Origin of the sequence: Corynebacterium sp. HMSC055G02, assembly GCF_001809065.1 — a bacterium.
Taxonomy (GTDB): domain Bacteria; phylum Actinomycetota; class Actinomycetes; order Mycobacteriales; family Mycobacteriaceae; genus Corynebacterium; species Corynebacterium jeikeium_D.
The window spans coordinates 49,708-62,492 of sequence record NZ_KV795648.1; the positions used below are offsets into that span (position 1 = coordinate 49,708).

Sequence of the window (12,785 nt, forward strand, 5' to 3'; positions counted from 1 at the left end):
TCGCTAAAAAATTGCCCCAGATACGCGAGAACGGGCCAGGGCAGAGTCAATGACATGTGTCAAGGACTGACTGTACCGCCGTGGCCCGTATCAAGCGACCAATCGCCCATGCCCGCTCGATGAAGCTCCTCGCGTTATTTGCGGGACAGGACTGCGCTGTACCAGCGCCTAAAAGTGCGCTGCGCGCGAACAGCGCAGGAACACCACTGTGCTGCGATTACTTGGATTCAATCATGCCGTCAGCACCGCGGTTCGGTGCGCCAGCTTCCAGAATGTCAGCAGAGATGGTGATGTCCAGGTCGTAGGTGTTGGTCTGGCCCTGCGGGTCAGTGAACTCGAAGGTGGCCTCGCGGTTCTGGCCAGCAGCGCTGCTCTTGTCGCCAACCAGGGTGCTCGGGTCCAGCTCATTGGTGTAGTACGCGATGCAGCCGGTGTTGTCCTTGGCGGTCTTAGCCAGCGGATCGATGACGGACTTCGGGCCGGCAACAATCTGGCACTCACGCGGCAGGGAGTCCTCGCCCTTTGCAGCCTTAGCGAAGGAAGGTGTCTCAGCGACCTTCTTCAGCTCAACCTCGCCGATACCTTCAACGGTGACGGACTTCAGCTTGTAGACCGACTCGGTAGCGCGCTGCTGGTTGCTGGCGGAGAACTTCAGACCAGCGGTACCAGCCTCCGGGTCAACCAGGATATGAGCGTCGCGGATGTTGACGAAGCCAAGAGCCGAGTTGGTGTTCTCAGCACCCTTGCCGGCAGCATCTTCGCCGCCGTTCATCGCACCGTCTACAGCCGGGTGCTGATTTGCGGTCTGCGAAATCTGACCGGCGCCACAAGCAGCAAGTGCAACTGCGGATGCTGCGGAGACGGTGATGAGGGCGCTGCGGCGAAGTACGGACTTGAAGGCCATGACTAGATTTCCTCCAGTAGCTTGAGGATGGGCGATAGGATTTTCAGTATTTAAAGAACACCTTAGTGTCTTCCTAAGATGTTCTCATACTACCCGTAAAATCATGGGGGGACATGATAGGGTGGAAGGCCGTTGGAAAGGGCGTGTGCATTACATGGAATTCAGCATTGGGGATACCGTAGTTTATCCGCACCACGGAGCTGCGAAAATCGAAAACATCATTGAACGAGAGCTTAACGGTGAGACCGTTCAGTACCTCGTACTGCAGATTCTGCAGAGTGATCTGAATATCCAGGTGCCCGCCAAGAATGCCGAGCTGGTCGGTGTCCGCGATGTTGTCGGTGAAGAGGGGCTGCTGAAGGTCTTCTCCGTTCTGCGTGAGACCGACGTAGAAGAGGCCGGCAACTGGTCCCGTCGCTACAAGGCCAACCAGGAGCGCCTGGGTTCGGGCGACATTAACAAGGTCGCTGAGGTAGTTCGTGACCTGTGGCGCCGCGATCAGGATCGCGGTCTGTCCGCCGGCGAAAAGCGTATGTTGAGCAAGGCTCGCCAGGTTCTCGTCGGTGAGCTCGCGCTTGCCGACGGCGTTGATGAGGCCAAGGTCGAGGAAGTTTTTGCCCGCGTCGATGCCACTATCGAGCGTCACCGCGCGCTGGCACAGGAAGGTACCGCCGGTGAGAAGAAGGACGAGGCCGACGATAAGCCGGTGGACCTGGACGCAGACGCATAAGTCGTTTCCCTTCCTCGGTTCCTTCCAGTAGGGATTTTCTGCACTTTTCCGGTTAACGGCTAGCGCACATACATTGCCCGTGTGCGCTAGCCGTTTTCTCTTTTTCACCCGTATCTATTTCCCCGCTATGCTCGGGGCTGTGACTTTTCAAATCTTCGATACCGCAACCCGCCAACTGAAGGATTTTGAGCCTCTCCGCGAGGGGCATGCCTCCATTTACCTGTGCGGTGCGACCCCGCAGGCTCAGCCGCACATTGGCCATGTTCGCTCCGGCGTGGCCTTTGATATCTTGCGCCGTTGGCTGATCGCCAAGGGGTATGACGTCGCCTTTGTGCGCAACGTCACCGATATCGATGACAAGATTTTGAACAAGGCCGCCGAGCACGGCCGTCCTTGGTGGGAGTGGGTCTCTCGCTTTGAGCGCGAATTTACCTGGGCTTACAACCAGCTCGGTGTTCTCCCGCCGAGCGTTGAGCCGCGCGCTACCGGGCATGTCACTCAGATGGTGGAGTATATGCAGCGTCTGATGGATAACGGCTTCGCCTACGCTGTCGATGGCAGCGTCTATTTCGACGTGGATGCCTGGTCCAAGGCTGAAGGCAGCGACTACGGCAGCCTGTCCGGCAACCGCGTCGACGAGATGGAGCAGGGCGAGACCAATACTCCGGGCAAGCGCGGTGCGCACGATTTCGCACTGTGGAAGGCTGCCAAGCCGGGCGAGCCCTCGTGGCCGACGCCGTGGGGCAATGGCCGGCCGGGCTGGCACCTGGAGTGCTCCGCCATGGCCACCTACTACTTGGGCTCGGAGTTCGACATCCACTGTGGCGGCCTCGACCTGCAGTTCCCGCATCATGAAAACGAGATTGCGCAGTCGCACGCAGCCGGCGACGGCTTTGCTCGCTACTGGATGCACAACCACTGGGTCACAATGGCCGGCGAAAAAATGTCGAAGTCGCTCGGTAACGTGTTGTCCGTGCCGCATATCCTGACCATGGTTCGTCCGGTTGAGCTGCGTTACTACCTCGGTAGTGCGCACTACCGCTCCGTGCTGGAGTACTCCGAGGAGGCTCTGCAGGAAGCGGCAGCGGGCTACCGTCGTATCGAGGCGTTTATGCACCGTGCCGTCGATAAGCTCGGCGATATCGAAATCGGTGAGTGGACGCCGGCGTTCGAAGCAGCGCTCGACGACGACCTCGCTGTCCCGCGCGCGCTCGCAGAAATCCACAACGCTGTTCGTGGAGGCAATCAGGCGCTTGCCGACGGCGACGAGACCAAGGCCAAGGAGATTGCCGGTGCTGTCCGCGCTATGGCCGCAGTCCTTGGGTTCGATCCGCTGAATGAGCAGTGGGCAACCTCCGATTCCGGTTCCGATGCGGCAATGCATGCGCTCGGTGTGCTGGTTGAGCACCAGTTGGAGGAACGCACCCGGGCTCGTGCAGAGAAGGACTGGGCTACGGCTGATGCTGTGCGCGACCGTCTGAAGGAAGCGGGTATCGAGGTAACTGATACCGCGGATGGTCCAGCATGGTCTGTCGCTGACTAGGGCTGAAAAGCTGGCTTTAGGCTAAAGAAAACTATTAACAACAGGAAGCAGGTAGCTATGGCAGGCAACGGTCGTCGTGGTGCAGTGCGCAAGGCAAGCAAGAAGAACGTTGGCGGCTCCGGTGGCCAAAAGCGTGGCTTGCGTGGCAAGGGGCCGACCCCGAAAGCAGAGGACCGCGTTTATCACGCAGCTCATAAGCGGGCGAAAGAGAAGCGCCGCCGTGACTCGGGGCGTCATGAGCGCAAGGGGGATGGCACCGAGCTGGTAGTTGGCCGTAACCCGGTCGTGGAGTGCCTGCATGCAAAGGTGCCAGCGGCCGCGCTGATTGTGGCGCTGGGTACCGACAATGACGAGCGCCTGCAGGAGTCAGTGCGTATTGCTAACTCCCGTGGTATCCCGATTCGCGAGGTACCCCGCCACGAGTTGGACACCATGACCGGCAACACCATGCACCAGGGTATCGGCCTGCAGATTCCGCCGTACAAGTACGCATCTGTCGAAGATCTGATTGATTCTGTGGCCCAGACCGGTGAGCCGGGCCTTATCGTCTGCCTGGATAACATCACTGATCCGCGTAACCTGGGTGCGGTCATTCGCTCGGTGGCGGCCTTTGGTGGTCACGGTGTGGTGATTCCGGAGCGTCGCTCGGCTGCCATTACGGGCGTCGCCTGGCGTACCTCTGCTGGTACTGCTGCGCGTCTGCCGGTTGCGCGGGCGACCAACATGGTGCGCTCGCTCAAGCAGTTCCAGAAGGCTGGTTACCAGGTCGTTGGACTGGATGCCGGTGGCGATCACACTCTGGACACTTACGACGGCACCACCCCGGTGGTTATGGTCGTCGGCTCTGAGGGCAAGGGACTTTCGCGCCTGGTGCGCGATACCTGTGACACCATCATGTCCATTCCGATGACCGGTTGGGTTGAGTCGCTCAACGCTTCCGTTGCTGCCGGCGTGACTCTGAGTGAGTTTGCCCGCCAGCGCCGGGCTAAGAGCAGTCAGTAGCGCATTTGATACCCCCGTAGGCGCCATTATCAATTCGTTATAGTAATGGCGTTTACGTGGGGTATTTTGCGTTCTAAATGGCGGCCGGTACTTATGGCTACCCCCAGTAGTTCAGCGCTTTAAAGATAATTCTATTTCCGGCGTGCGCTGCAGAAATGACGGCGTTATTATCACTTCCAACAGAAAATTATCCGTAGTTTCCTGAAGGGGAGGGCGGGCATATCATGCTCCTAGAAATGGGGGCGTAATTGGCCGTAGTTTAGGGAAGCGCACGGACCTAGCGGTGGCTTGTACAGCTAGCTTTGGGTCACTGAGATGTCAGACCACGACATCCTCAGCGTTAGTTTTTCTGTCTGCCGGGGCAACCCATTTCGGCAGTCTCGCAGTCTTAAAAAGAGCTGGGGGTATTGGAGTCTGCTTTTAGAGAATCCAGCAAAAATACGGGCAGCCCCTCGGTGGCGAGAGGGAAGGTGCGCACCTTCTCCGCAATCGTCACTCGAGGGGCTGCCCGATGTTTTTGTTGTTTTAAAAGCCACTCCGAAAAGCGTATGTGTCTATTTGCTCCACTTGGCAGCCTGGACGTCGTCACGCGTTGCCTTGCGCGATTGCACCGTTCCGATGGCGTAGCAGATCAGGTAGATGACAAATGCGATTGTCGTCACTAGAACGCTGACCGGGATGCCCGGTGCGAGTGAGAGAACAATGCCGCCGACGGCCGCGACCTCGGCGAAGATGGTCGACAGGATGATGGCCTTTACAGGAGAGGCGGTGACGAATGCGGCCGCAGCACCAGGGGTGATGATGAGGGCGATGACGAGCAGAGAGCCGACAATCTGTACGCCCTGGGCGGCGACGAGACCGGTGAGAATCGCGAAGTAAATCGATAGCGCCTTCACGTTGACACCACAGGCGGCGGCCATGATGGGGTCGGCGGAGGCGAATAGCAGCGGGCGCCATTTCCAGGTAACGCCGCCGACGACGATGACCGCGACGATGGCCATCGTCCATAGAGAAGTGTCAGTCAGACCAATGATTTGGCCGGTGAGAAGTGAAAACGCGGTACTTGTCCGGCCGGGGTAGAGGTGGATAAACAGCACCGATAAGCCCATGCCGAAGCTCAAGACCACGCCCACGACCGCATCTTGGCGCCCTCGAAGCGACAGTGCCGCCAGGACTATTGCGATGAGCACCGAACCGATAATGGCACCGCTGCTGACACTGACACCAAGTAGTAGGGCCGCGGATGCACCCATAAGTGCCAGCTCGCTGGTGCCGTGGACCGTGAAACTCATCTGTCGCATGACGATCAGGGGCGAAATGATGCCGGAGATTAGCCCGAGTAGAGCTGCCGCGATGAGAGCATTGTGGACGAACCCGACTTGGAGCAGAGCAGCGGTGTCGGAGAAATACTGAGTCAGTAGGGTCATTAGACGATAACCAGCTTTCCCTCGACACGGGCAACCGCAATGTTGGTTTGGTAGAGCTCCGAGAGCGTCTCTGAAGTGATAATTTCCTCGACTGACCCGACCGCATGTCCGTGCGGCGTCAGGTAGAGCACCCGGTCACAGACGCCCAGGATGGGGTTGATGTCGTGGGTGACAAAGACGACTGCCGTGTCGTTTTCCCTCCGATGCCGGTCCAGGCGCTCGACCGTGGTCCGTTGCGCCGCAGGGTCGAGGGAGAGCAGAGGCTCGTCGCAAAGCAAAAAATCTGGTGCCGAAACGAGCGCCTGCGCCTGACGGACAAGCTGCTGCTGACCGCCAGAGAGCGTGCCGACGCGACGGCCTGCAATACCGCCCGCGCCGACAAAGTCCAGCATTTCGTCGGTGGCGGAGCGGTTCTTGCCGGCCGCCAACTCGACGAGGTCGCGAACCCGAATGGGCAGTGAGGGCTCGAACATCCGCTGCTGTGGAATGTAGCCGAGGTTCCCGTCGACTTTTACTGAACCGTGAGTCAGCTGGCGCATGCCAAGGGCAGCGGTCAGCAGCGTGGATTTGCCGACGCCATTGGGGCCCAGGATGGCCAAGAACTCGCCGGGCTCGATATTCAAATTGAGACCGGACCACAGCGGCTCGACGGCTGCGTCAGTAAAAGTCAGTGAGGGCAAAGTTATGCGGACTCCATATCGGAAAGGGTTTTCTTGTAGAGGTCAAAGAACGACTGGTCAGCGCTCGGCGACTCAAAAACATCGACGATTTTAACGCCCTTTGCCTTGGCAGCCTCGACGAGTCGCTGCGAGACCTGGTCGTGGGTCTGCGGTGCGTCGATGAGGTAGTCCAACTCGCCGGACTCAATCAGCTTCAGCATTTCATTGACATCGCTTGCCGACGGCTCGGACTCATTCAGTGTGGACTGACGGTAGCCCTTCGGGGTGATGTCCTCGACCTTCGTGTCCTTCAGGATGTCATCGGCCAGCGGGTGAACCTGAGCAACCTTAGCGGCCTTGAGCTTGCTCTTGGCCTCTTCGATGTCCTTGATTTCCTTATCGACGGCCTTGGTGTCGGCCTTGGCGCCCAGCTTGGTCAGAGCTTCGGCGAGCTGCTCTGCAGTTTCTTCAACCGCATCGGTGTCGTACCAGACGTGTTCGTTGGCTTCGCCGTCATGGTGGTGGTGCTCGTGGCCTTCGTGGTCGTCGTGACCTTCGCCATCATGCTCGTGGCCTTCATGGTCGTGCTCGTGGCCCTCGTGATCATGGTCGTCGTGGCCCTCGTGATCATGGTCATGATCGTGGTCGTGGCCTTCTTCCTGCGGCAGCGCAGAGATGATGACCTTGTCCTTTGCGTCACGCAGAGAGGAGGTCAGCCATGCGTCGTAATGCCCGCCACCTGCGACGAGAATATCGGCGTCCTCTACCTTTGCCATGTCGGCTGCGGCCGGTTCGTAGGAGTGAGGGTCGATGTCGTTGGACGCGATAATCGGGTCGATGGAGACCTTCTCGTCGTCGGTGACTGCGTCGGCGACGTCTGCCCAGACCTTGGTGGAGGTGACCACCTTAATGGTGTCTTCGGACTTGCCCGCGGACGTAGCGCTGTCATCATTGCTGGAGCATGCGCCGAGACCTGCGACGAGGCCGGCGCTGGCGACTAGCGCCGCGATGCGCGTGGAAAAGCGTGCCTTCATGTATGTATCCAATCCTGTTGCGGGCTGAATTATTCCTTTTATTCAGCTCCTGAGCATTAACCGCTATTGAAAACAGTTGTCTTTTAGTTCAAAGAACATAGTAGGGGCTGCGGAGACCCAGTCACAAGGCGGGCCTCTGCCGGAGTGGCCGAAATGACAGTCGCGCACATTCGTTGGGTAAAGTTGTCCGCGATTAGATGCGTGTGATGCTCGTTGTAGTTCTTTTCCATAAAATCGAGGTTTTCTACCTGAGGTAGCTGGACGAAGATATCTGAGCGGGCAGTCGCTGTTGGTTTTTCAAGAAGGGTCGGTATTCCGTGCAAAGTCGGCGTCGTCGTGGCACCTTGGCTTCCATCGCAGCAGAACTTGGGGTCTCGCGCACGACTGTGTCCAATGCTTACAACCGCCCTGACCAGCTCTCAGAGAAGTTGCGCGAGCACATCCTGGAAACTGCGGAGCGGCTTGGCTATCCGGGGCCGGACCCAATGGCTCGGGGTCTGCGCATGCGCCGGGTTGGCGCCATCGGCGTGCTGTTCACCGAGCACCTCCCATTCGCTTTTGAAGACCCTGCGTCGGTGGATTTTCTCGCCGGCCTTGCAGAAGAGCTCGGCGAAATGGGCGACTCCATGTTGGTCATCCCAGCTTCCTCCGAGGAGGGCGGGGACGTAGATCTCAATCTGATTCGGCAGGCGGTGGTCGACGGCTTCGTGGTCTACTCCGTCGCGGACAACGATCCGTTCCTCGCTGCGGTGCGCGCTCGCGGCTTGCCGACGGTCGTGTGCGACCAGCCTGCAGATGCGACGGCTCTACCGTTTGTGGGCATCGACGACCGTGAGGCCATCAAGCCCGCGGTGCGACACCTGACTGAGTTGGGGCATCGCAAGGTGGGAATCCTTTCGGTGCGCTTGTCGCGTACCCCGAACTCGGGATATGTCACGGAGAAGCGGCTGGCAGAAGCTCATCACCAGGTGCAGAAGAATCGTGTCGAAGGTGCGCTGGAAGCGCTTGCTGAGGGCGGTATTCAGCAGGCAGATGTGCCTATCATCGAGCGCCACCTCAATGACCGCGAGAATAACCGCGATGCGGCTCGCCAGCTGCTGACCGACAACCCGGATCTCACGGCGGTGGTCTGTACCACGGATACTCAGGCAATTGCGGTCTTGGAATATGCCAAGGAGAACGGAATTCGTGTTCCGGAGGACCTGTCCATCACAGGCTTTGACGGAATCGAGCGCGCCCTCTTCCACAAGCTGACCACTGTAATTCAGCCGAATAGGCAGAAGGGCATTGCCGTCGGCCGCGCGCTGGCCGAGGAGCTTGAGGCCGCACGCGAGGACAGCGGTCGCGCTCCTCGCGTCTTGTTGGAGACTGAGTTTGTCGTTGGATCGACAACCGCAGCGCCGTCGGCACCGTCAGCCGGGTAGCGGGCCGACGAGGGTAACAACATCGTGGCGCTATCGGGGGCTCTTGGGGTGGTAAACCCCACCTCGTCTTTACTGTGTTCGGATTCAGATTAAGGTCTATTACATGACAGATTCAACAAATTCGAGCACCGACCGATCAGCTGCGGCTCTCAATAGTCCGGAAGCTACCCGCGACGACCATGTCGAACTTGGCGGCCCCGTCGAATTGGATGAAATGTCTATCCGTGGCGCGATGAGTGAGTTCACCACTGGCGTGACCATTATCGCCACCGAGGATGAAGGCGAAGCGTACGGTTTCGCCTGCCAGTCTTTTTCCTCGCTGAGTCTCACTCCACCGATGGTTCTGTTTACTGTCATGAAGACCTCGCGGTCCTGGCCGCATATACGGAACGCTGGACGCTTCTCCGTCAATGTGTTGGCCGAGGATCAGGAGGATATCTCGGCAGCCTTCGGCCGCAGTAATGGCGAAAAGTTCAAGACGGGGAAGTGGACCCGCTCTGAGCTGGGCAACCCTTTATTGCACGGCTGCTCCGTGTGGATTGATTGCACCGTCGTCGATGTTTACGAAGGCGGCGATCACTGGATTGTGACGGCGGATATTGTGGCTATCGGCAAGCGTGAAGAAATCAATCCGCTCATTTACCACCGCGGTTCTTACGCACGGGTTTCTCACCCCGGCACCGATGCGCCTGTCGATCAGAAGTGGCGTCAGCGCCCCTCGGTGTAACCCGAAGTTGTCGCAGTCCAGCCACGGCGATCCTCGCCTGGCTTGGGGTCTTTCATCTCTCGCATGCGCAGACCATTGTTGTCCTGCGTGTAGACGAATTCGCCCGCCACAATCTTGTGGAAACGCTCCGAATAGGTCTGCGCCTGGTCTGAGCAGTCCAAACTGCGAGTCTGCTCCGGGGTACCGAATTCGACCGCCTCGCCCTTCCACTGCAGCGAACCAGAGCCGTTGCCACAGGAATCAGCGAAGGTATATGTTGTCTGCCCCAACGTAATAGTCGGCGCCTGAGTTCCGTCCGGCACACCGTGGGGCAGGTTTGGGTCATCAAAGATCGCGGTTATCTGCCATTGCTTGCCGACGATCTCCGCTGCCGGCTTTGCCTGGCATGCGGTAGCCGTCATGGACACTGCCGCAACGACAGCTACTGCGGCAACCGCTTTTTTCCCGCTCCGACCCATGCTGCGTGACCCCGTTAGTTAGCTGCCTTCTTGGTGGTCTTCTTAGCAGCCTTCTTCGTCGTCTTCTTAGCGGCCTTCTTGGCAGCCTTCTTCGCCGTCTTACGAGTGGTCTTCTTTGCGGCCTTCTTGGTCGACTTCTTCGCAGTCTTCTTAGTGGACTTGCGTGTGCGCTTTGCGGTCTTCGGAGCGTTTTCCTTCTCGTATTCCTCGTGAACCTTCTTGAAGCTCAGGCCTTCCTTCTCCACTCCGAGCATGCACATCAGAGTGACGGCATCGTAGAAATCCTCGGCGAAGGTAGCAACAATTCGCCGTGCGCCAGCAGCGGTCTTTTCTTCGACCTTGTGAAGAGCCTCGTTCTGAGCAGTGCGAGTGTCTGTGACCTTCGGTGGCACGAATCCTCCTGGCAAGCATGGCCTTAATTGCGCCCCATACACCTACTTCTGCCAGCCATCTCGCCACATGCTCCCGGCACTGAGCTCAACCGAGTTCAGTGAAGAAGGAATGGGATTGTGATGACGCAGTTTCAGCTTTAAGCGCTACTTACAATTCAAAAACCTTATTCTACCACGTTGTTGATAGGTCGCGCGGTGTGGATAATGCTCCCATGGATACGGCTAGTCCACGCAGCGGCTGTCCCGCGGATTGAGCAGTGGCTGCCCCGCGGAATGGCTAGTCCACACGCGGGTTCATACCGCCCTTGAAGCGGTAGTTGCGTGGACGGCGAGGCTTGTTCCGCGGATTCACAGGACGGATGCGACGCATACCGGCCCGGATTGGACGGGTCAGGCCACTGTCTTCGCGCAGTGCGCGAGGGCGACGGAGCCTGCGCGCCATCCATTCACCGAGGACAATACCCGCAGCTAGTGCCGTCGCAATGCCTAGCGCTGAGGCTAGCGCCGTAAACCCCTTGGTCGGGTGGTCGTGCAGCAGTGCGTGCATACCGCGGTAGATCGTCATACCCGGAAGCAGCGGGGTTACGCCTGCCACTGCCGTAATCAGCGGCGGGATGGACCAACGTCGTGCCAGCAGGCCACCGATGAGACCAATCAGCGTTGCTGCCGCGCCTGCGCTGGTCACCGGATGAACTCCCAGTGGAGTCAACACGTAGTAGTAGGTCATCGACCCCAGCAGAGCGACCGTTCCGGACACTGACAACGCGGTGAACCCAGCATTCGAGGCCAACGCAAATGCGATTGAGGCGGTAGTTCCCGCTATCACCCTCACTGTCGCCTGTGCCAGGTTGAGGTCAGAACCCGCGATGACGTCGGGAAGCGGAATGCCCAGCATTCCGGAAAACTCGATGCCCATTGCGATGCCAGCGACGATTCCGCCGGTCAACAACATGGTGTCGAAGAAGCGCGCGGAGCCAGTCACAGGTGCGCCGGTGATGCCGTCTTGCAGTGCTTGCACGAGGGTTAGGCCGGCGAGCATCACGATAATTCCCGAGGCAATCAGCCTGGATGGCTGCATCTCAAAGGGGAGATACGCCTGCGCCGCATTGAGCACAGCAGCGGAGAGCGTGGCAATGAGACCGCCGACTGCATTCTGAAAGAATGTGGGCAACTCGCGGGCAGCGAGTTCACCAATCACGATGACGATGGCCAGTGTGACCGCAGCCGCGATAAGGGCGACCTCGAAACTCGAGCCGAGCAGCACTGTCACAGATGAAGCCAGCAATGCCCAGCCAGTGTAGATGACGCGGAGGCGGTATTTTGCGGGCTCACGCTCGACCTTGTCGATAGCCTCAATAGCCTCCTCCAAGCTCAGGTGGCCCGCGCGAATTCGGCGGATGACACGGTCGGTGTGACGCAAGCGCTCGAAGTCGGGCACTGGTGCGGTGACAACGCGCATCGCGGTAATAGGGGTACGGCGCGCGCCGATGAGGTGGTAGACCGTCACGGAGGTCAACGTGATATCGACTTGGATTTGGGTGAGGCCATAGGCTGAGGTCACGGCCTTAATTTGTAGCTCGGTATCGCGGTTGCCCGAGCCACATGCCAGCAATAGCCCGCCGATGCGAGCAGCGAGATCGAGTACGGCCGTGACCTGACTCGGGTCGGAATAATCGATCGGTGCCAGCGGCAGCGGGGTAGTAGTCGAGTGCACTAGGTCGACAGTTGCCGTTGGGCCGGAAACGAAATCAATCACGCGCTGCTTGAAGGTGGACTGACCTTCGATTGCAGGAAACTGGGTCTGCGGAGTGTCGTCGTAAGAGACAGTGGCTTCAGCGTCGTAGAGATCATTCTTCGCAGCGGAGTTTTCTCCGGCGTTGGAATTGCTGTCACCAGCGAATGACATGTCGACACTTCCTTTCCCCGATACTGCCTGGGGTGCATTGCAGTGATGCTGCAAAGACGCGATGCGGAGACGTTGCAGAAACATAGCCCCAGTGATTTAGCGATAGTCACACTACCCCGTCAGTGACCGAGAATCTTAATTCGTTTTTGAGGCGGTGAATTTGCCTATCTGAGCGGGGCTTTTAGCGTGTGGAAAAGTGTTCAAGAAGTGCGGTTGCAGTTTTCCTGTGGTGTCGTTTTTAACTTCTGCTTGCCAACCTGTACAATCGCCTGTCAGCGGCACAGCTGAGTTCGATTCTCAGGTTGACTCTGATTCTTTCGAGCCAGCGACGGCTAACGCCAAAAGGTCGCTTTAAAGTTGCCGGGATGGCGCAATTGGTAGCGCAACTGATTTGTAATCAGTAGGTTACGGGTTCGAGTCCCGTTTCCGGCTCCAAAACTCCAGGTCAGGAAGTTTTCCGGCCTGGGGTTCTTTGGTTTAAAGGGTGCTCGCGTCCTTTTTGGGTCCTTTTTCGTCGCTCCAATGCAAAAACCCCCGCGCCAAGAGGGGTTAAGTAAAGAAAAGTGTGTCTTTTCCGGG

At 58.6% G+C, this 12,785-nt stretch carries 12 protein-coding genes and 1 tRNA gene; 6 read left to right on the forward strand and 7 right to left on the reverse strand.

The window, feature by feature from the left end:
* Positions 1-217 precede the first annotated feature (217 nt).
* Positions 218-904 carry a hypothetical protein gene (locus tag HMPREF2547_RS04730; RefSeq protein WP_016421450.1) on the reverse strand — a complete coding sequence of 229 codons (687 nt, stop codon included), beginning with the start codon at positions 902-904 and terminating at the stop codon, positions 218-220.
* A gap of 154 nt (positions 905-1,058) precedes the next feature.
* Between HMPREF2547_RS04730 and HMPREF2547_RS04735 the strand changes: the two genes are divergently transcribed.
* From HMPREF2547_RS04735 to rlmB, 3 genes are all read left to right on the forward strand, one after another.
* The gene (locus tag HMPREF2547_RS04735; RefSeq protein WP_016421449.1) at positions 1,059-1,634 is read left to right on the forward strand and encodes a CarD family transcriptional regulator; all 576 of its coding nucleotides are present in this window, start codon (positions 1,059-1,061) and stop codon (positions 1,632-1,634) included.
* 139 nt (positions 1,635-1,773) lie between these two features.
* Positions 1,774-3,177 carry a cysteine--tRNA ligase gene (gene cysS / locus HMPREF2547_RS04740; protein WP_042388940.1) on the forward strand — a complete coding sequence of 468 codons (1,404 nt, stop codon included), beginning with the start codon at positions 1,774-1,776 and terminating at the stop codon, positions 3,175-3,177.
* Positions 3,178-3,234: 57 nt separating this feature from the next.
* Complete coding sequence (rlmB, locus tag HMPREF2547_RS04745) at positions 3,235-4,179, forward strand: 23S rRNA (guanosine(2251)-2'-O)-methyltransferase RlmB (protein ID WP_016421447.1); 945 nt, start codon at positions 3,235-3,237, stop codon at positions 4,177-4,179.
* A 554-nt stretch (positions 4,180-4,733) separates the two neighbouring features.
* Here the strand turns inward: rlmB and HMPREF2547_RS04750 are convergent.
* Genes HMPREF2547_RS04750 through HMPREF2547_RS04760 form a run of 3 tightly spaced genes read right to left on the reverse strand, consistent with a single transcriptional unit; the run spans position 4,734 to position 7,299 of the window.
* Positions 4,734-5,606 (reverse strand): metal ABC transporter permease, encoded by an 873-nt coding sequence (locus HMPREF2547_RS04750; RefSeq protein WP_016421446.1) that lies wholly within the window; start codon positions 5,604-5,606, stop codon positions 4,734-4,736.
* Positions 5,606-6,286 carry a metal ABC transporter ATP-binding protein gene (locus HMPREF2547_RS04755; RefSeq protein ID WP_016421445.1) on the reverse strand — a complete coding sequence of 227 codons (681 nt, stop codon included), beginning with the start codon at positions 6,284-6,286 and terminating at the stop codon, positions 5,606-5,608. The genes HMPREF2547_RS04750 and HMPREF2547_RS04755 overlap by 1 nt, the downstream gene beginning before the upstream one ends.
* Before the next feature lie 2 nt (positions 6,287-6,288).
* Positions 6,289-7,299 carry a metal ABC transporter solute-binding protein, Zn/Mn family gene (locus HMPREF2547_RS04760; RefSeq protein WP_070604892.1) on the reverse strand — a complete coding sequence of 337 codons (1,011 nt, stop codon included), beginning with the start codon at positions 7,297-7,299 and terminating at the stop codon, positions 6,289-6,291.
* A gap of 317 nt (positions 7,300-7,616) precedes the next feature.
* Between HMPREF2547_RS04760 and HMPREF2547_RS04765 the strand changes: the two genes are divergently transcribed.
* Positions 7,617-8,723, forward strand: coding sequence for a LacI family DNA-binding transcriptional regulator (locus tag HMPREF2547_RS04765; protein WP_070604895.1), 1,107 nt, complete (start codon positions 7,617-7,619; stop codon positions 8,721-8,723).
* Between the two features lie 103 nt (positions 8,724-8,826).
* Positions 8,827-9,450 carry a flavin reductase family protein gene (locus HMPREF2547_RS04770; RefSeq protein WP_016421442.1) on the forward strand — a complete coding sequence of 208 codons (624 nt, stop codon included), beginning with the start codon at positions 8,827-8,829 and terminating at the stop codon, positions 9,448-9,450.
* Here HMPREF2547_RS04770 and HMPREF2547_RS04775 read toward each other — a convergent pair.
* From HMPREF2547_RS04775 to HMPREF2547_RS04785, 3 genes are all read right to left on the reverse strand, one after another.
* Positions 9,432-9,908, reverse strand: a complete 477-nt coding sequence (locus tag HMPREF2547_RS04775) for an META domain-containing protein (protein ID WP_016421441.1) — start codon at positions 9,906-9,908, stop codon at positions 9,432-9,434. The two genes, HMPREF2547_RS04770 and HMPREF2547_RS04775, sit on opposite strands and share 19 nt — an antisense overlap.
* Positions 9,909-9,922: 14 nt before the next feature.
* The gene (locus tag HMPREF2547_RS10860; RefSeq protein WP_016421440.1) at positions 9,923-10,300 is read right to left on the reverse strand and encodes a hypothetical protein; all 378 of its coding nucleotides are present in this window, start codon (positions 10,298-10,300) and stop codon (positions 9,923-9,925) included.
* A 277-nt stretch (positions 10,301-10,577) separates the two neighbouring features.
* A complete protein-coding gene (locus tag HMPREF2547_RS04785) occupies positions 10,578-12,206 on the reverse strand; it encodes a threonine/serine exporter ThrE (protein ID WP_016421439.1) in 1,629 nt (542 codons plus the stop codon).
* Between the two features lie 359 nt (positions 12,207-12,565).
* Between HMPREF2547_RS04785 and HMPREF2547_RS04790 the strand changes: the two genes are divergently transcribed.
* Positions 12,566-12,641 (forward strand) — tRNA-Thr (locus tag HMPREF2547_RS04790).
* Positions 12,642-12,785 lie beyond the last annotated feature (144 nt).